Annotated in this window: 10 protein-coding genes; 4 read left to right on the top strand and 6 right to left on the bottom strand. The window is 66.4% G+C overall.

From position 1 onward, the window contains the following. Window positions 1–6 precede the first annotated feature (6 nt). The gene (locus E0H50_RS40235) at window positions 7–1,023 is read left to right on the top strand and encodes a DNA topoisomerase IB (RefSeq protein ID WP_131296427.1); all 1,017 of its coding nucleotides are present in this window, start codon (window positions 7–9) and stop codon (window positions 1,021–1,023) included. Here E0H50_RS40235 and E0H50_RS40230 read toward each other — a convergent pair whose 3' ends face one another. The 6 genes from E0H50_RS40230 to E0H50_RS40205 form a co-directional block, all read right to left on the bottom strand. Beyond that, the gene (locus E0H50_RS40230; RefSeq protein WP_202868546.1) at window positions 1,024–1,578 is read right to left on the bottom strand and encodes a GNAT family N-acetyltransferase; all 555 of its coding nucleotides are present in this window, start codon (window positions 1,576–1,578) and stop codon (window positions 1,024–1,026) included. Beyond that, entirely contained in the window at window positions 1,562–3,046 is a 1,485-nt protein-coding gene (locus E0H50_RS40225; RefSeq protein ID WP_131296426.1) for an ABC transporter ATP-binding protein, read from the bottom strand. The genes E0H50_RS40230 and E0H50_RS40225 overlap by 17 nt, the downstream gene beginning before the upstream one ends. Continuing rightward, window positions 3,043–3,825, bottom strand: coding sequence for an ABC transporter permease (locus E0H50_RS40220; protein ID WP_131296425.1), 783 nt, complete (start codon window positions 3,823–3,825; stop codon window positions 3,043–3,045). Before E0H50_RS40220 ends, E0H50_RS40225 begins: the two co-directional genes overlap by 4 nt. Next, window positions 3,822–4,760: an ABC transporter permease gene (locus E0H50_RS40215; RefSeq protein ID WP_238151677.1), complete on the bottom strand. Its 939-nt coding sequence runs from the start codon at window positions 4,758–4,760 to the stop codon at window positions 3,822–3,824. Before E0H50_RS40215 ends, E0H50_RS40220 begins: the two co-directional genes overlap by 4 nt. Next, window positions 4,757–6,298, bottom strand: coding sequence for an ABC transporter substrate-binding protein (locus tag E0H50_RS40210; RefSeq protein ID WP_131296424.1), 1,542 nt, complete (start codon window positions 6,296–6,298; stop codon window positions 4,757–4,759). The genes E0H50_RS40215 and E0H50_RS40210 overlap by 4 nt, the downstream gene beginning before the upstream one ends. Before the next feature lie 136 nt (window positions 6,299–6,434). Then, window positions 6,435–8,669, bottom strand: coding sequence for a N,N-dimethylformamidase beta subunit family domain-containing protein (locus E0H50_RS40205; RefSeq protein WP_131296423.1), 2,235 nt, complete (start codon window positions 8,667–8,669; stop codon window positions 6,435–6,437). A gap of 400 nt (window positions 8,670–9,069) precedes the next feature. On the opposite strand from E0H50_RS40205, the gene E0H50_RS40200 reads away from it, so the two are divergent. From E0H50_RS40200 to E0H50_RS40190, 3 genes are all read left to right on the top strand, one after another. Beyond that, complete coding sequence (locus E0H50_RS40200; RefSeq protein ID WP_131296422.1) at window positions 9,070–17,730, top strand: DNRLRE domain-containing protein; 8,661 nt, start codon at window positions 9,070–9,072, stop codon at window positions 17,728–17,730. After that, window positions 17,727–18,080 (top strand): DUF6086 family protein, encoded by a 354-nt coding sequence (locus E0H50_RS40195; RefSeq protein WP_131296421.1) that lies wholly within the window; start codon window positions 17,727–17,729, stop codon window positions 18,078–18,080. The genes E0H50_RS40200 and E0H50_RS40195 overlap by 4 nt, the downstream gene beginning before the upstream one ends. Before the next feature lie 371 nt (window positions 18,081–18,451). Continuing rightward, window positions 18,452–19,090 carry a hypothetical protein gene (locus E0H50_RS40190; protein ID WP_131296420.1) on the top strand — a complete coding sequence of 213 codons (639 nt, stop codon included), beginning with the start codon at window positions 18,452–18,454 and terminating at the stop codon, window positions 19,088–19,090. Window positions 19,091–19,434 lie beyond the last annotated feature (344 nt).

The following is a 19,434-nucleotide window of genomic DNA, read 5'->3' as shown; positions in this document are numbered from 1 at the left end:
GCTGTCATGCGGTTGCGGCGTAGTCACCCGGAGCAGGCGGGGTACACCCGCGTACGGCGCGGGCGTGGGTTCAGCTATGTCGATGCCGACGGCAAGGTCATCGACGACACGGATGTGGTGGAGCGGATCCGGACGCTGGCGATTCCGCCGGCCTGGCAGGAGGTGTGGATCTGCCCGTTCCCGAACGGCCACATCCAGGCGGTCGGGACCGATGAGGCCGGGCGCCGGCAGTACCTCTACCACGACGACTGGCGCTCGGCGCAGGACGCGGACAAACACGACCGGGTGCGGCAGCTGGCGCGCAAGCTGCCCGCGTTCCGGGAGGCGGTCGACGAGGATCTGTGTGTGCGGGGGTTGCAGCGGCGGCGGGTGCTCGCGGTCGCGTTGCGGATGCTGGACTACGGCGTCTTCCGGACCGGGAACACGGAGTACGCCGAGGAGTACGGCAGCCGCGGTGCGGCCACATTGCTGCGGGACGACGTACGGGTCAGTCACGGGAAGCTGGTGTTCGACTTCCGCGCGAAGGGCGGGCAACGGCGGACGATCGAGCTGGACGACGCCAACCTGGTGGCGGCGGTGCGGTCGCTGAAGCGCGGGCGGCACAAGTTGCCGCAGCTGCTGGTCTACCGCGACGGCGACGACTATCACGAGATCGATGCCGGGATGATCAACGACCGGTTCCACGAGTTGGTCGGTGACGACTTCACCGTGAAGGACCTGCGGACCTGGACCGCGACCGTCCACGCCGCGGTGGATCTGGCCGAGGCGGAGCCGCCGACCACGAAGCAGTCGCTGAACGAGGCGGTCAAGGAGATGCTCGACGAGGTGTCCGACCACCTCGGCAACACCCCGGCGGTCGCGAGGGCGTCGTACGTCGATCCACGCGTCGTCGAGCAGTACGAGCACGGGCACACCATCGCCGACACCGTCGACCGTGTCGGCGACGACCTCGACGACGAGAAAACCAGAGCAAGCCTCGAACGCTCGGTGAACAAGGTCCTCGACCAGGGCGCCCGGGAGTAGTCAGGTGCTGGGGATAGGGATTTCGAAGTGGACGGCAGGGCTGTGGTGGGGGTCTGTGCGGCCGTCGTGGATCTCGTGGGCGACGGTGCGCCAGAAGGGTTCGGCGCCTTCGACCGCGGCGTTGGTATGTAGGTAGATCTTGTCGTAGCCGGGGGTGTCGGCCACGAAACGGCAGGCGAGGTCCACGAGGGCGCGGGCGAGGCCGTGGCGGCGGTGGGTGGGGCGGACGTAGACGCGGAAGAGCTGGGCGGTCGTCCCGGACGGATACCGTTCGGCGATCCAGGGCGCGTGGGGCGGACTGTTGGGGCCGTCGGCGCGAATGGCAGCGGTTCCGACGACCTCCTCGTCGAGTACGGCGACGAACAGCCGCTGGCGGGGGTTGTCGAAGTACGCCGTCGCGGGGTCGATGACGTCGGCGTGCCAGCGAGGGATGTAGCCGTGCCCGAACACGTGGTAGAAGGTGTCGAGCATGACCGATCGCGCGCCGTCGATGTCGGCCCGCGTCGCCGCGCGGACGACGTACTGTCCGAGACGCCGTTCAGGCGATGGGATCAAGGGTTTCCTCCAGACCTGAGGCGGTCACCAACGCGCGGGTGACCGGATGCTGTGGCTCGGCCAGCAGGCCGGCCGTGGCGCCGTGTTCGACGATGCGGCCGGAGTCCAGTACGGCGACCCGGCCGGCGAGGGACGCGACGACCGCCAGGTCGTGCGTGATGATCAGGAGCGCGCAACGGGTCGACTCCTGGACGGTCCGCAGTACGTCGATGAGCTCGGCCTGGACGACGGTGTCGAGGCCGGACGTGATCTCGTCGCAAATCAGCACGTCCGGCTCGGCCAGGAGAGCACGAACGAGCGCGGCGCGCTGCAACTCACCACCGGACATTGCTGCGGGCAAGCGGTTTGCGTCGGGAATGCCGAGGCGGTTGAGGCCGTCGACAGCACGTTGCCGCGCCTCGTCACGATGAACGCCGCGCAGTCGCTCGGCGGTCCGGGCGACCTGCTCGAGTACGGGCGTGAACTCGTTGAACGAGGCCCGGGTGTCCTGGTGGACGTACTGGACGCGGGCCAGTTGTTCACGGGTCCGTCTGCGCAGGAGCGGCGACAACCGCACGTCGCCGAGGAGAACGTCGCCGCTGCGATGGGGATGAAGGCCGGCGATGCAGCGAGCCAATGTGGTCTTGCCGCTGCCGGACCGGCCGACGATCGCGAGCGTGTCTCCGGCATCGACGGTCAGAGAGACCTTGTGCAGTGTCTCGGTCCGGCGATGGCCCGCGACCAGGTCGTTCACCGTGAGAACCGCCTCGCCGGACGGCGGTGACGAGGGCAGTGTGCTCAATCGCTGGGCGTCGACCAGACGCCGGGTGTAGGGGTGCTCCGGTGCATTCAGTACTTCTATGGGCGGACCGGCCTCGACGATGCGGCCGCCGTTCATGACCAGCACGTGGTGCGCGAGGCGGCGGACCAAGTGCAGATCGTGGGTGAGGACGAGGATCGCAATGCCCTGCTCGGCGACGGCGCGCAGCTCGTCGATCAGGCCCGCGCGGATCACAGCGTCCTGGCCGGTGCTGGGTTCGTCGGCGATCAGGAGCCCGGGGCGGCCGATCAGCTCGTGAGCGAGGACGACCCGCTGCTGTTGCCCGCCGGACAGCTGATGCGGGTATCTGCGCAGCAACTGTTCGCCATCGGGAAGCTGAGCTTGGTGCAACGCGTCCAGGACCCGCTGCCGAACCTGTGCCCGCGGTGCGTGGAGTCGCGCGATCTCCTTCAGTACGGCGCCGATCCGTCGTACCGGGTTCAACGCTCCCGACGGCTGTTGCGGCAGGTAGCCGATCGACCCCGCGATCTGCAGATGCCCGGTGACCGGCCGCTCGCCGAGAAGCGCCAGAGCGGTGGTGGTTTTGCCGCTGCCGGACTCTCCGACCAGCGCGGTGATGCTGCCGGCCGCGAGGGTGAACGAGACGCCCGACACGATGTCGCGCTCGGCGATCCGCACGCCGAGGTCGCGTACTTCGACGACGTTCATCGGGCCGTGCCCCGGAGCATCCGGTCGAACACGAGATTCGCGCCGACCGCCATCATCACGAGCAGCAACGCCGGTACGACGACCGCCCACGGCTGGACGAACAGGCCGCCGCGGTTGCGGTCGACCATCGCGGCCCAGTCACTGGCCTGCGGCGAGATACCGACGCCGAGGAAGCTGGCCGAGGCGATCAGGTACGTCGCGCCGGTGAAGCGCGTGCCGACGTCCGCCGCGAGAGTACGGCGCATCGACCGGGCGACGTACCCGAGGCCGATCCGGATCCGGCTCTCGCCCTGCAGCCGCATCGCCTCGACCGCCGGTCGCGCGGACAGCGACAGCGCGGCGGCCCGGCTGATCCGGATCACGTCCGGAAGGTTGATGAGGGCAACGACGCCGACGAGGAGCCAGACGGACTGCGGCGCGATCGACACGAGCAGCAGGAGCATCAGCATCGACGGGACCGCGAGCAACAGGTCGAGCGGACGCATCAACACCTCGTCCAGGCCGCGGCTTCGCGTCATTCCCGCGATCAGTCCGATCGGTACGGCGACGACGTACGTGCAGATCGTGGCGGCGACGGCGACGAGGATCAGGGACCGTCCGCCCAGCAACACCTCGTTCCACACGTCACGCCCCACGAAGTCGGTTCCGAGGCGGCCGTTGGCGTCGAACGGCACGTCCTTGGTCGTGTCGCCGGACGCGAAGAACGGGCCGATCAGGGCAAGCAGGAGCGGTACGGCGAACAAGGTCACCGGAAGGAGGTAACCGCGCGCTGTCTTCATCGGACGCCCTCCGCCGCGGGCGCGAGCGCACGGGCCGCGATATCCGCCAGGAGGTTGACCAAGACTGTGGTGGCTGCGAGCAGCACGGCCAGGCCCTGCACCACAGGAAGGTCGCGCGCCGCGACCGCCGCGGCCAGGGTGGTGCCGAGGCCGGGAACGACGAAGATCGCCTCGACGACGATCACCCCACCGACGAGCCAGTCGACCGTGCGCGCGAGTTGCTGCACTGATGGTGCGAGCGCGTTGGGCAACGCATGCAGCAGACGGATCCGCACCGGCGACAGTCCGATCCTCCGAGCGTGCTGAACATAGTCCGACCGCTGCGCGTCGATCATGCCGGCGCGCACCAGGCGGCTCAGCGAGCAGATCGGGCGGAGTAGGAGGACAAAAACCGGCAGTACGAGAACGGCGGGGTTGCCGGCGAGCGACGTACCGACGGCTGTTGGCGGGAACCAGCCGAGCTGGACCGCGAAGACCGTGACCACGAGGATTCCCATCGCGAACTCGGGCGCCGAGTACAGCCCGATCGTGCTGCCCGTGATCAGGCGATCCCAGCGACTGCCCTCGCGGTGTGCGGCGAGCAGACCCAGCCCCAGGGACAGCGGAATGAGTAGCACGACCGTCAAGCCGGCCAGCAGGACAGTCGGCGCGGCTGCGTCCGCCACGATGTCCGCCACCGAGCGGGGACCGATCAACGAGTGACCGAGATCGCAGTGCAGCGCCGCGGCCAGCCAGTCGCCGAGCCGATGCCAGGCCGGCTCGTTCAGGCCGAGACGGTCCCGGAGCGCTGCGATGATCGCCGGGTCCGGATTGTCTCCGGCGATCGTCACCGCGGCGTCCCCGGGCAGCGCTTCGGTGAGGAAGAACATCCCCGTCATCACCACGAGGACCTGGACGACACCGAGCAGCAGACGTTGAGCGACGTACCGTGTCACGCGATCCAGACCTTGTCGAAGCGCGCCCAGTTGAGCGTGTTCGCCGGCGCGTTCGCGTCGACGCCCTGCACCGTCGGCGCCGACGCGACGATCCAGTCCGACACGCCCCACCAGAGGAAGCCGCCCTCGTCGTACAGCTGCTCCTGCATCCGCAGGTAGAGGTCGGCGCGCCGCTTCTCGTCGGTGGTCGACTGGGAGTCGTAGTACAACTTGTCGAACTCCGGCCGGCGCCATTGCGTGTTGTTCGTCGTGGAGCTGGTCAGCAGGCGCTGCGAGATGTGCGACTCGAGCGGCATCGCCCCCGATCGGTAGCTGGCCAGTACGCCGTTCTTCGCGATGTCGGCCCAGTACGTGTCCTTGTTGCCGAGCTTGACGTTCAGGTTGAGCCCGACCGCCCGTGCCTGGTCGCTGATCGCCAGTGCGGCCTCCTTGAGGCCGGTCGAGGCGTCGGAGGTGTCGAAGTCGATGGTCAGGCCGTCGGCTCCGGCCTGCTTCACCAGCGCCTTGGCGCGCTCCGGGTCCCGGCTGCGCTGGGCCAGACCGTCCGCGTAGTAGCGGTAGTTCTTGCCGTAGAGATCGTTGCCGACCTCACCCGATCCGTGCAGCACGGAGCGGATCAGCTCGTCGCGATCGACCAGGTGGAACAGCGCTTGACGGAGCTCGGGCCGGTTGAACGGCGGACGGTCGATCTTCATCGCGAGCCCGTGGAAATTGCTCAGCGGCAGCCGATGGATCTGCACAGTCTTCTCGTGCGTGCGGGCGCTGGTCGGCGTGAGGTCGTGTGCGTATTCGACCTGTTTGCCGAGCAGCGCGTTCACGCGAGCGGCCTCGTCGTTGCTGATCACGAGGTGCAGCTCGTCGATGTACGGCGCTCCGTCCCAGTAGTCGGGGTTGCGCTCGGCAACGAAACTGCGCCCGGGTTCGAACGACCGGAACCGGAACGGCCCCGACCCGACCGGCTTGGCCGGATCCGGGGCGCCGCCGGGGACGATGTACGTGCCGAGCGTGGCGAGAGCGTTCGGGAATTCGCCGTACGGGCGCTTGAGCCGGAACTCGATCGTCCGCTCGCCGATCGCACGGCTGTTCGCCAGATCGATCACCGACAGCGCCGACTTGGCGCGCCGGGTCGATCCCGGCTCGACGATCCGCGCGAAGCTCGCCAGTACGTCCGCGGGCCGCACCGGACGACCGTCGTGGAAGCTTGCCGCACGCAACGTGATCCGCCAGGTCCGCAGATCGGCGCTCGGCTCCCACCGCTCCGCGAGTCGCGGCTGCGGCGCCATGTCGGACCCGTAGTCCGCAAGCTTGTCGAACAACGCCTTCGCCCGCGCGATCTCGACGTACAGATTGGTCTGATGCGGATCGAGCACCTCCGTCGCCCCACCCCCGGAGAACACCGCCCGCAACCGCCCACCACCCCGCGGCGCCCCGGCAACAGGCGCCGCGTCACCACCCGGCGCACACCCCGGCACCGCCACAGCCGCCACCCCAGCCGAGGCCAGCCCGAGCAACCCACGCCGACTCAACGACAAACCCATCTGGAGACCTCACTCCTCACGACACCGACAGACAAGCGAAAACGATAACGGTTTTCATCTCACCTGACCAACTGCGGGTCTCCAAAGGAACCGGCCGGGACCCTGTCGGGTCCCGGCCGGCGGAGCGCAAACTCGCTCAGGGTTGGGTATTGGTCTGCAGCGGGTGTTTCGGTACGGCGACACGGATCTTCGCCGCCGTGGTTTCGGCCGGGACGGCGATGGTGCCGCGGGAGACCCACTCGGCGATGTTGGCGACCATGGTCGCGACCGTCTTCTGCGAGGCCGCATCGGGGGAGGGGACGGTCCAGTTCGAGGGGCAGCGTCCGACGAGGAAGCAGCCGTAGGCGAAGGTCGACCCGTTCAGCACGCGGGCACCCGACGGTGCGGTGTACGCCGTGACGTGCATGGGTGCGGCGCGGCCGTTCGACCGGCACGCTCCGGTGCCGCTGGCGACTGTTGTCTGGCCGGGTTGCTTGTAGAGGTCGGGCCAGACGTAGTCGACCTCGCCGGCGATGAAGCCGGGCAGCGCCGTACCGTTGGCGACACCATCGAAGATCCATCCGCCGCCGGTGGTCAGCGTGTTGCCCATGACCGGGCAGATGTAGTCCGCGCCGAGCAGCGGCTGCGACGCGTAGGCGTCACCCAGATAGCGCCACGTCGTCGAGTTGTAGCCGTCGGTGTACCGGTCGATGTCCCAGGCCCGCCGCGTCTCGTCGGTGAAGGTGATCACGCGGTACGCCGTGTTCGCGCCGAGGTTGGCGACGTTGACGCCCCGGGCGATCGCCTGGCTGAGCGCGGCCCGCATCCGTAGCGAGTAGTACTCGTCGTGCCCGGGCAGGAAGAGTGTCCCGGCTCGTGTCGGCAGTTGACCGCCGTACTGGTCGAGGTCGTTGTCGGTCCAGTAGGTGACGTCGAGTCCCTTCGACTCGGCCCAGAACACCAGTCCCTGTTCGAGGGTGAGGTACTGCCCGGAGCCCTGGCCCTCGTTGTACGGCCGGTCGAACGTCAGCCGGCCGGAGCCGCCGTCGACTCCGCCGGTGTAAAAGCCCGATCCGCCGTAGCTGTTGTACGCCTGCCAGGTCGTGGTCGCTTGCTGGATCATCAGGGCGTGCTTGGTGCCGGTGTCGTCGCGGACCGTCAGTGGCGCGTACGTCGCGGAGGTGCCGTCGCTGACCTTGATCAGGTACGTTCCCGGCGCCCAGTCCTTGTCCACGGGGATGGTGAGCGTCTTGGACCAGCTCGCCGCCGACGTCATCCGCAGCGGTTTGCCGTCGGCCGACGCGCCGCCGGTTGTCGGTGCGTCCTGAACGACAGTCGGTACGTCGTCCCGCCGCCAGATCTCTCGCGCGCCGAGTCCGGCGTAGTACCCCATGCGGTAGGCGACGACGCTGACCGGGTTGCCGGACGTGACCTTGAGGTCGACGGAGTCGCCACAGCTGGCCGAGACCTGCGTCAGGTAGGCAGCGAGCGTCCCGTTCATGCTGGTCGGGATGACCCAGTCACCGGTGCCCGACTTGGCGTTCTCGGCGGTTGTCGTCGGCCAGGCGTCCGGACATCCGGTGGGAGGTGCGGCGAAGCCCGCGGCCGCGACGGCGGGCATCTCGGCGGGTGGCGCGATGAACGCGATGCTTCCGGCGCCGGTGCTCAGGACGGTGCCGGTGGCGGTAGTCGCGGAGACGGTGAGGCTCATCGTTCCGCCGAACCGGGAGAGTTGGACGTTGTTGACCGGGATCGCCAGGCGTGCGCCGACGGCGACGTTGAGCGGTGACTTCGGTTTCCAGGTCGCGTAGCCGCCGCTGACGAAGAGCGTGCCGTTGACGGTGCCGTACGTGCCGGTGGCCCCGGTCGGCAACTGCATGCGCACGGCGCCGAGGGTGCCCGCCTTGGTGATCGTGGCCTGGTAGGTCAGATTCGTTGTCTGGGCGGGAATCGGGTTCGTCGCCTTGACCGCGACGGCGGCGGTGTAGGTCTTCAACGGCTGCAGCACGCCGGCGCCGGAGGTGATCACCTGGCCCGCCGTGCCGATCGACTTGAATCCCAGCGTCCACGGACCGCCGGCGGGCAGCTTCAGGCCGTACAGCGGGATCGCGAGTCGCGCGCCGACGGCGACGTTCGTGACGCGGGCGGGTCGCCAGCGCAGCACCGTGCTCGTGACGGAGCTGACCGTGCCGTTGATCGAGGTGACCCGCCCGGTGGTCCCGGCCGGGATCGCCATCGTGACCTCGCGGATCGCGCCCGCTTTGAGCACGGTCGCGCGGTACGTCAGCGTGGTCGTGCCGTTCGACGCCTGCGTCGCGGTGATGCTGACACCGGCCGCGGCGGCATCGGCCGCCCGGTCGATGAACACGATCGCCGCCGCTGCGACAGCCAATGCGGCAGCCGAGGCCAAAAGCCTCCGAAACATGGGTCCCCCCAGGTCGTACGAATGAATCCCCGGACGGAGAGTACGAGATGAATCGCCGGGTCAGTGAAAATGTTGCCGATCAGTGATGAATTGGCCTAGATCACAACTTTGCGTGGTCACCCGGTCGCTGTGAGCAGATCGCGAGGGCCGAACAGCGGTTCCACACGCCGGGACCATACACGCTACTCGGCGGTCATGTGGGACTCGCCAACGAAAGAGCGGTTTGCCCTTGTTGCTAAGGGCTTCCTAACTTTGCAACAAGCTGCAATCGAGTTGCGCCGGTGGGTGTTGGAAGGATAAAACTCTCCTGACTTTCTTCGCCGGTGTCACTCGGGGTGCGCCGGATCCGCCCGATCTTGGAGTGTCGATGCGCCGCACCCGCAGGTGGCTGACGTATGCCCTCGTACTGTCCCTCCCGGCATCTCTGGGAGTTCCCGCGACCGCTCTTGCGCACCCGCAGGAGGTCGCGCAGGTCGCCGCACCGCAGGTGGCTCGTGCGGCGGCTGGTCCGTTGGCGGCGCCGTTGCCCGCGCGGGTGAAGAACGCGTCGACGGTCGCGACCGTCGACGGGACGCCTGCGCGGGTGCGGGAGCTCGAGGAGCGGCGTACGGCGTCGTCGACTTCGTATCGCATGTCCGACGGGACCACGCAGGTCGAGCTGTCGACGGAGCCGGTGCACTACAAGGACACCAAGGGCAAGTGGCAGGACATCGACACCAAGGTCACCGCCGGCAGCGGTGAGGACTCGTTCGAGAACGCGAAGAACGCGTTCCGGACGCGGTTCGGTAAGTCAAGCGATCGTTTGCTGACGTTCGAGGCGGACGGGGAGTCGATCGGGCTCGGTGCGGCCGGTGAGAAGCGGGCGCTGACGCCGGTGGTGAAGGACTCGTCGGTGGCGTTCCCGGACGTGTTCGGTACGGCGGACGTGCGGTACTACGTGTCGCGCACCGGCGTGAAGGAGACCGTCGTACTGACGGCTGACGCGGATGTGGCGGGTGAGTACGCGTTCGAGCTGCACACCAGTGGGTTGACGGCGAAGGCGCAGCCGGACGGGTCGATCGGGTTCTTCAAGAAGAACGGCGACGAGCGACCGAAGTACGTGATCCCGGCGCCGAACATGTACGACTCCTCGGCGACCAACCAGCTCGGTCAGCCGGGGTACTCGGACAAGATCACCCAGACGGTGACGCAGCAGGGTGGCAAGACGCTGCTGACGCTGAAGCCGGATCAGGCGTGGCTGGCAGCGAAGGAACGGGTGTTCCCGATCGTCATCGACCCGACGATCGTCGTCGTACCGGACCCGACGGCCGCCCAGGACACGTCGATTTCCGAGGCGAACGCGGGCGTCAACTACGGCACGAACCCGACGGTGCTGGTCGGCGATGACGCGAGCCACAACACGTGGCGCGGCCTGCTGAAGTTCGACACGTCGATGATCCCGACCACCACGACGATCCGCTCGGCCGACTTGAACATGCACTACGGGGCGGGCTTCGGTGCGGATGTGACGCTGCCGTTCGCGGCGGTGAAGGTGACGTCCGCCTGGTCGGAGTCGACGGCGACGTGGACGTCGATGAACACGGCGTTCAACGGCACCTACGCGTCCAACACGGTGCAGGTCGATGACCAGGACACGTTGTCGGCGACGTACGAAGGGCCGTGGAAGTACCAGAGCAACGCGAGCGCGGTGAACGGGTCGTTCTCGTACGCGCTGACGGGATCCGCGCCGGACACGTTCACGTGGAGCGCGCGGGTGCCGAGCGAGGGCGACTATCAGGTGCAGGGGCACTACTACCCGAACAGTGTGCGGGGCATCCTGCCGACGACGCTCGTCGGTGCGACGTCCGCCGGCGTGCCGACCACACAGACCGTCCAGTGGAACCAGACGGCCGGTACGCCAGGTCCGGGAGGTGACCTGTGGTACACGCTGGGCACCATCCATTCCCGTCCGGGGAACACGACGCAGGTCAAGGCCACGCGGCAGCAGTCGCCTGTGGCGTTGACCATTCCGATCGCGGACGCGATGAAGTGGACGAAGTACTCCACGGCGACGAAGCAGGCCGGTGACCGGGACGGGTGGCACTCGTACGGGCTGGGCAGCTATGTGCAGTCGTGGGTGAGCAACCCTGCACAGAACTTCGGTGTGATGCTGAAGGCTGTGGACGAGGCGCCGGCGACGGCGCCGGCCGGTGGTCTGTACTACAGCGCGAGCGAGGGGACGTACGGCGGGGAGACCGCGGCTCGGCCGAACCTGGTCGTCACGTACGACGAGCCTGGCGTGACGCTGAACCCGCCGTCGACGATCAACGCCTCCGGTGCGGAGCTCACCTGGAACAAGTACATCGACCCGACGCCGGCCGATGACGACGACCTGGTCGAGTACCAGATCTTCCGCGGTTGCCGCGACCTGCCGTTGGACGGCTGCACCACGCCGGTGGGCGACTACTTCTCGACGACATCGCCGAGTGCAGTCGAGCTGGTCGGGACCGTTGCGCCGGAGGTGACGTCGTTCACCGATGCGACTGCGAAGCCATCGACTGCAACCGAGGCCGCCACCTACAGCTATTGGGTTGTGGCGCGGACGGTCGGTGACGGTACGTCGAACGGCAAGGCCGCGTCGAACGTGCAGACGGTGACGATGCCGCGCGAGGGCCGGGTCCTGCAGTCGTTCGGCGGCGACATCTCCGACACCACGTTGAGCAAGACGAAGGCGACGGAGAACGTGTCGCGTCCGGACGGCGGCACCGGAAACACGCGGTACTGGGTGCAGGTCGGCAACAACCACCCGACGTACGGCGTCGAGCGCGGGGTGTTCAAGTTCGACACCTCGGCTGTCAAGCAGGGTACGAAGGTCACCGACGCGCGGGTCGAGCTGTTCTCGAACTACGGCTCCGGTGCCGGCAGCGCAACGCTTGATCTGCACGGGCTGACGCGGGACTTCGTCGAGACCGAGGCGACGTGGAATCAGGCGGCGTCGACGATCAACTGGACCGGTCCGGGTGGTGACTACGACCCGGCGGTGCTGACCAGCCTGACGTCCGACAACAACCCGAAACGGTTGACGTTCACGTCGACCGCGCAGGGAAGTGTGCTGCTGCCGAAGATCCAGTCCTGGGTGGACAACCCCGGCAACAATCACGGCCTGCTGCTGAAGACGCACGACGAGACCGTGCAGCAGCAGCTGTTCAGCATCACAAACGGCGAGTCCCCGGACAGCTTGTTCCGGCCCCGCCTGTGGATCGAACACCTGGCCAAGAACGAGGCCGAGACCTACCAGGCCGACCAGATTCCCGAACGATTCCAGCCGAACACCACGATCACCACGCCGGTCACGCTGACCAACACCTCGAAGGACCCTTGGGACGGCGATTTGCTGGTGTCGTACCGGTGGACGGACCCGGGCAGCACCGTCGATCTGACCACCGAGGGCGAGCGCCTCAGTGTCCCGCTCGGACGGGCCTTGGCACCGGGCGAGTCGCAAACCGTGGATCTGCCCGTCAGGGCGCCGATCAATTCTGACACCGGTACGAAGCGGCAGTCGTACGACCTGCATCTGGATCTGAGGAAGCCGGACAAGACCTGGTACGACGGTGACAATGCAACGTCTCCGCCGGCCCGGCCTGCTCAAGGCTGCGTGATGGAGACGGCCGGCTTGTTGTGCGTCGACCGCTACGTGGAGTCGGCGACGTCGGGTGGGTTGGGGCTGGAGAAGTTCATGTCCTACACCGGTGAGGAGACCGGTGGCGGTTCGCAGCTGCTGACGAACCTCTACAACGGCAACGTCGTGTGGTCGTACGACGCCTTGTCGAACCCGTCGATCGGCCCGTCGGCGTTCGTCAGGCTGGCGTACAACAGCCAGGACGACACGGCGGCGTCGGCGCCGGGGTACGGGTTCTCGGTGCAGCCGGCGACGCTGACCAGGCTCGGCAGCGGGTTGTCGGTCGCCCCCAACGTGGTGTCCTTTGTGGACGGCGACGGCACGACGCAGATCTACAAGGCCGATACGCCGGATCCGCAGAAGCCGAACGAGGTTCCGTACACGCGCCCGGCAGGTGTCGCGCTCGAGCTGAAGGAGGACCTGGCCGCTGACACCGCACATCGGTGGGTGTTCACACGGCCGGACGGCACCCGGTTCTACTTCGACTCTGGCACCAAACGTCAGACGTCGGTCGTGGACCGCAACGGCAACACGATGTCGTTCAGCTACGACACCGACGGCCGACTGTCGATCGTCACCGATGCCCGGAACCGGCAGGTCCTGACGCTGGGGTACGAGTCGGGTGGTGCCGGCAAGCTGGTGTGGATCCGTGACATCTCGGGGCGGGCGCTGAAGTTCAACTACAACACCTCGTCACAGCTGATCAAGCTCGAGGACGGCGGCCCGTTCAACAACGGCGCGTTCGACCCGGGTGCGGTGGTGAAGTCGTTCCAGTTCGCCTACACCGACACGTCGAACAACAGCAACACGAAGCTGATCTCGGTCAAGGATCCGCGCAACGCCGAGACCAAGGTCCAGTACTACACGTCCAACGAGGACTCGACGTACGCGAAATGGCCCAAGAGCTACACGGACCGCCGGAACAACAACACCACGTTCTCGTACGCCCAGCCGGACCCGTCCGCGCTGGACCGGCTGACCACGGTCACCGACGTCAACGGCAGCACGCCGTCGGTCACGACGTACAAGATGGACGCGTTCGGGCGCACCACGAGCATCGTGGACGCCAACCAGAACGCGATCGGTGGCACGAAGGCGACGTCGTTGGCCTGGGATCGGGATCACAACGTCATCCGATTGCAGGAACCCAATGACGCGGTGTCGACGTGGGAGTACGACCCGAAGACCGGCTACCCGCTCGTCGTGAAGGATGCGATGGCGGTCAAGAACGGCCTGCCTGGGGTGGTCCTGACGTATCAGGAGCTGACCACAGGCGCGAAGCCGACGGTGTTGCTGTCGAAGAAGAGCGCTGCAGGGCGGACGAACACGTTCACCTACGACGCGAACGGCAACATCAAGACCGTCAAGAACGGCCTCGGTTTCGGGCCGACGTACAGCTACAACTCGAACGGGACTCTGGCGACGGTCACGGACGCTCGGGGCAACGCGACGCAGTACGGCGACGACTCGAAGTACCACGCCAGCGGATACCCGCTGTCGATCACCGATCCTGAGCTGGCGAAGACCGAGTTCACGTACGACGACCGTGGCAATGTGCTGCAGGTCAAGGACGCGTTGCTGCGGTTGACGACGGCGGAGTACGACGCGTTCGGCCGTCCGACGAAGATCACCAAGCCGTACGACGGGGCAGTGGTGCGGACCACGGCGACCGACTACGACCTGAACGACAACGTGACGAAGGAGACGGCGCCGAACGGTGCGCAGTCGGTGTCGACGTTCGATGCCGCGGACAACTTGTTGACCAAGACGCTGCCGGACAACAACACCACCGGGCGCCAGCTCGCCTACACCTACGACGTGCTGGGCCGCAAGGTCACCGAGACCGCGCCGAAGGGTGTCGCGACCACGACGGACCCGAACGACTTCGTCACCAAGTACAGCTATGACCGGGTCGGTCAGGTGCTGAAGGTCGAGACGCCGTTCGTCGACGGTGGTACGACGAAGACGCCGACGACGACGTACGAGTACGACCTGGTCGGTAACCAGGTGACGGTGATGGATCCGCTGCGGAACGCGTCTCCTGCGACGGACTACACGTCGAAGACGGTCTACGACCTGAACCACCGGCCCACCGCGGTCACCGACGCGGCCGGATACACGTCGAAGACGGTCTACGACGCCGACGGCCTGGTCACGTCAGAGATCAACCAGACCGGGAACACGAAGACGACCAAGTACGACGACGCCGGCCAACCGATCGAGATCCACGTCCCGCATACCCCGATCGGCGGCCATCAGGAGGACCGGGTCACGAAGCTCGCCTACGACCAGGCCGGCAACGTCACCCGCCAGACCCGGCCGAGTGGCCGGTACTCCGAGACGGTCTACGACAAGAACAACCGGCCGGTCCAGAACAAGTCCGCGTTCGACACGTCGACCACGTTGTACAAGACGCCGTCGAGCACGTTCATCACCTACTACCCGACCGGCGAGATCAAGGCCCAGTCCGATCCGACGTTCGAGAGCTCGGGTACGCAGTGGACGAACTTCACCTACTTCGGATCCGGTGACATCAAGACGTCGACGGACCCGTGGCAGATCACCGCGACGTACGGCTACAACCAGCTTGGCCAGCAGACCGACCGCACGTTGACCGTGCCGGGCGACGACGCGAAGCGGACCCAGGCCTGGGGCTACTACCCGGACGGTGCGCTGCAGTCCCGATCCGACACCGCCGCGCAGCAGCCGGTCGACATCGTCGACAACGCCGACACCTGGCAGACCACCTCGACGGGCACCTGGGCCACGGTCCCGGGCGGCACCAACACCCAGGGCGCCAACTACCGCACCCACCTCGCCGCGGCTGTGGGTACGCCGGAGGCCAGCGACACGTTCAACTGGCGAGTGCTGCCGGATGTCGCGGGCTCGTTCGACGTGTACGCGTCCTGCCCGGTGCGCGCGGATGGGTCGACAGCGGCGACGTACACGATCAACCACTCCACCGGTGCCGCGACCAAGACGATCGACCAGAAGGCCTGCACCGCAGCCACCCCATGGGTCAACCTGGGCAACTACTCGTTCCCGAACGGCGTCGCCAAGACGATCACGCTCAAGCCCTCAGCAACGGGTGTCGTCAGCGCGGACGCGATCAAGCTGGTCTCGACCAGCCCGGTCGAGTCCCGGTCGTTCACCCATAACTACGACCTGAACGGCCAGCAGACCGAGGTCAAGGACAACAACCCGAACGCCGCGTCCGACACGTTCAAGATCACCACCGACGGCCTGGGCCGCACCACGCAGGTCCAGGAGTTGAAGGCCGGCGCGACCAAGGCGACAACCGACTACACCTACGACCTCGACTCCAACGTCCTCTCTACCAACGCCCAACGCCCGGCCGACTCGGGTGCCGGCACCCCCAAGGTCGGCCGCTACACCGGCTACACGTGGGATGTCCGCAACCTGGTCGACACGGTCAAGGCTGGCGACTCGCCGACCGGGACGCTGGACACCTGGTCCTACACCTACGACGGCCGCGGCCTGCGCTCGACGATCACGAAGCCGAACGGCAATGTCGCGACGTTCACGTATCACGAGGACGGCCTGCCCCGGATCCAGACCGAAAAGCACGCCCAGCAACTCATCTCGTCCCATGCGCTGCGCTACACCCCCGACGGCGACCGCTCCCAAGACGTCGAAAAGCTCCTCAAGGCGAACAGCTCGGACTATCTGGACCAAGCCTCGAACTACACCTACACCCCGGCCCGCCAGCTCGAGGCAGTCACAAAGACCGGTGTCGAGAAGGGCGACAACGAGTCCTACGAGTACGACGCAGCCGGCAACACCACCAAACAGACCATCGGCGCCACCACGTCGACGATGACCTACGACCGCAACCGCCTGACCAAAACAGTCACCGGCGGCACGACCCTGAACCAGCGCTACGACCTGTTCGGCCGCTCGACTACCGCCGACGTAGGTAGCCAGGTCGTCGAACAGAACGCCTACGACGGTTACGACCGCCTGGTCCGCCAGCAAAAATTCGACACCGCTGGCACCGCAACGTTCACCCGCAACCAGACCTACGACCCGTTCGACCGCGTGGTGAACCAGTCCGAAAAGGTCGGCGCCGCCGCCTCGATCTCGACCCGCTACACCTTCGTCGGCCTCGCCGACCAGGTAGCAATCGAGGAGGAGAAGGACACCGCAGGCACCTGGAAGACCTCGAAATCCTACGCCTACGGCGCCAACGGCGAAAACCTCTCGTTGGTCGACTCCCCGGTCAACGGCACCACGTCGAAGAAGTCCTTCTACGGCACCAACCCCCACGGCGACGTCGAGACCCTGACCGACGCGTCAACCGGCGTCACGACGTCGACGTACCGCTACACCGCCTACGGCCAGCCCGACAAGGTCGGCACGACCGGTGACGACGCGATCGTGGACGGCGACCCGGCCAAGAACGCCGACATCGTCAACCCCTACCGCTTCAACTCCAAACGCTTCAACGGCGCCACCAACACCTACGACATGGGCTTCCGCGAGTACAACCCCGGCCTCAACCGGTTCCTGTCCCGGGACATGTACAACGGTGCTCTCAGCGATATGGCCCTCGGCACGGACCCATGGAACGCGAACCGGTACATGTTCGCGGGCGGCAACCCGATCACCGGTGTGGAAGGCGACGGTCACTGTGCCTTCGATCCCGAAACCGAGTCAGCCTGCGGCAGGCCGGTGGAACGGACTCTCAACAGCGGCTCGAGTCCACCGCCCGAGCCTGAGGCCCGCCCGCACCCCGACCGCTTCTTCGAGATGGCCGGCTGTAACGGCGGCCCAGGCTGCGTGCTGCCAGAAGGCTTCAAAGGCAAGTACGGCCCCTACAAGCCGATCCCGGGCGAGGAATTCATGCCCGACATCATCCTTGGCGTGGTGCTCCTCTTCGTCCCCGGTGGTGAGGCGGCGATGGTTGGCAGAGCCGGCACCGTTATTAAGATCGGATCGCGGGCGGCCCGTACCGCAAGGGCCGAGGCCGGAGCGGCTGGTGCTGGATCTGAGGCAGGCGCGGCGACGAGAGGCGCGCTTGAGGGAGTGCGAGACTATCAAGTCATGGATCCGCTCAATGCCGGGCGAACCATCACTGATATCGATCGAATCCAAGATGGGGTCCTCTGGGAGATGAAGTCTGCATCTGCGGCGAAGGACCCGAGTGGTTGGATTGCCAAGCATATCGACGGGAAATTCTCCAGGTACCTTGAGGCACGGCAACACATGCCAGGGTACGAGAATGCGCCGATTGGGTTCGACTTCTCCTCGCCGATGGACGCTGGCTTCCGATCGCAGGTCGAGGCCGCGATCGACGGTCTACGCAGTGCGCACCCTGGGGTGACTATCGTGACAAGATTTGCCCAATGAGCTACATCTTTGACATCCACGGAACCACGGTCTGGTCGCCCGCACTCGAGGTCGGCGATGCGTACGTTCGATGTGCCGATGCTCTCGGTGGCGCGTTCGGAGCGCCGCCGGGTTTCGACTTGATCAGTGAGGACATGGTTGAAATAGATGTAGACGTGTTCCAGACATTCGTCGGTCGACTGAGGCTCGTATCTGCGGAGGCTCCTGGGCAGATTGTCCTTCAAGATCTGATAGATGCAATTCTTGCGCCGTCTCTGGTCATGCTCGAGCGCGCAGGAGTGTCGCTGGATCTCCTGCAAGACGCGCGGGTCGCAGATCGCGTGGCGCGTCTGAGAGGTATGCCGCGATGAGTTGGCCTGTCACAACCGCAGTTCTCGACCGTGATTTCGATGGGGAAGCGACGTGATGGTCGAAGTTCCGAGCGATGCCAAGTTGGCGGGTCTGCCCGTTGAGGTCGCGCACGGTGACGAGCCATTGGTGTCGACCGCGTCCACACGTGCTGTGTGCTGGCGGGTGCCAAGTCCGTCCTGGTTCACAACTCCAACGAATGCCGGACCATCGGGTTCGTTGATGCGCTCACAAATAGTCTCGGCGATGACGTGACTTTCCACTACACGGACCAGTCGTCTCGACTCGGGGAGTCGATCACTTCCGTAGGATCCTGGCCAACGATCCGGACGCCGAGATCTGGCTGATTCATGATGAACTGACGTGGAGCGCCATGATATCTGAACTGCCTGTTCCCGGCCGTGGCATGGGCTTCTTCAAGGTGAACGTGGCGGTCGCCGCTGAGGCGTTGGAGCGGTGGCGGCGGTCGCACGCGTGGTTCGCGGAGCGGCCACAGGGCCTCGTCGTGGAGAAGGTAGCAGGACCGCTCTCATCTGGCATCGAGCGGCTGCTGCCGTTCGGTCCCGGACGTGACCGTGAACTGCTGTGGGACTGCGGCGGGGAATGGACGGCGTACTTCGACGACATGCCCGCATCCGACGCGGTAACAGCAGTGAGTAGCCTGTGCATGAGGGCTGGATTCGAGGGCGTCGTCCTCGTGGACGGCACGTCAGAGTGGGATGGTGGCCGGGATCTTCAGTTCGTTGTCCATAGGGGCGCAGACACGGTAAGGGTCATTCAGTCGACCTGGGAGGGACGTCGAGCGTTCGACACCTACGGCGATCCGCTGCCGTTTGAGGAGACCGAGCGGTACACGCGACGACTAAAGCGTGAGCGGCTCACGTCGGAGATGCTTGAACGGTACTGCGCGCATCTTGGCCTGTACCCTTACGACCCCGCGTTCTATGGGCAGTTGGGTTACCTCCTGAGCGATGTGAGAACGGAATTTCAGCGCCAGTCGTTCAGATTCTGATGTGCTTGCACTGCTCCTCGAGTTTGTTTGGCTGGAGGCTGCTAGGGGTCGCAGATGACCTCGCGGGTGAGGTTGATGTCTTGCGCCCCGACGCAGCCGCGAGCGGGCATACGGTCTTGGTCCTGTGACGGCTAGTAGTGGCGGCGACGTGGTGAGCCTGCAGCGTTACGGCTGCGGCGCGAGCCGGGGACCAGCGAGGGCTGGCCTGGCGGTGAGCACTTGAGGGTGCCGGTCGTGACCGACGTTGAACCACCCCGGGTTTGATGCACACCTCCTTCGTTGGGAAGGTGGCAGTCATGCCGAGCAAGTACGACGAGCAGACCCGGGCCAAGGCGGTTCGTCTG

It is taken from the genome of Kribbella sindirgiensis (assembly GCF_004331435.1).
In the GTDB taxonomy this organism is placed as follows: domain Bacteria; phylum Actinomycetota; class Actinomycetes; order Propionibacteriales; family Kribbellaceae; genus Kribbella; species Kribbella sindirgiensis.
Note: the sequence above shows the minus strand (reverse complement) of the source record. Positions and strands in the feature narration are given on the sequence as shown.

Bases quoted from the DNA above. Each gene is read 5' to 3' on its own strand.
- E0H50_RS40235 (WP_131296427.1), top strand. From the start codon at position 7: ATGCGGTTGCGGCGTAGTCACCCGGAGCAGGCGGGGTACACCCGCGTA.
- E0H50_RS40225 (WP_131296426.1), bottom strand. From the start codon at position 3,046: ATGAACGTCGTCGAAGTACGCGACCTCGGCGTGCGGATCGCCGAGCGC.
- E0H50_RS40220 (WP_131296425.1), bottom strand. From the start codon at position 3,825: ATGAAGACAGCGCGCGGTTACCTCCTTCCGGTGACCTTGTTCGCCGTA.
- E0H50_RS40210 (WP_131296424.1), bottom strand. From the start codon at position 6,298: ATGGGTTTGTCGTTGAGTCGGCGTGGGTTGCTCGGGCTGGCCTCGGCT.
- E0H50_RS40200 (WP_131296422.1), top strand. From the start codon at position 9,070: ATGCGCCGCACCCGCAGGTGGCTGACGTATGCCCTCGTACTGTCCCTC.
- E0H50_RS40195 (WP_131296421.1), top strand. From the start codon at position 17,727: ATGAGCTACATCTTTGACATCCACGGAACCACGGTCTGGTCGCCCGCA.
- E0H50_RS40190 (WP_131296420.1), top strand. From the start codon at position 18,452: ATGATATCTGAACTGCCTGTTCCCGGCCGTGGCATGGGCTTCTTCAAG.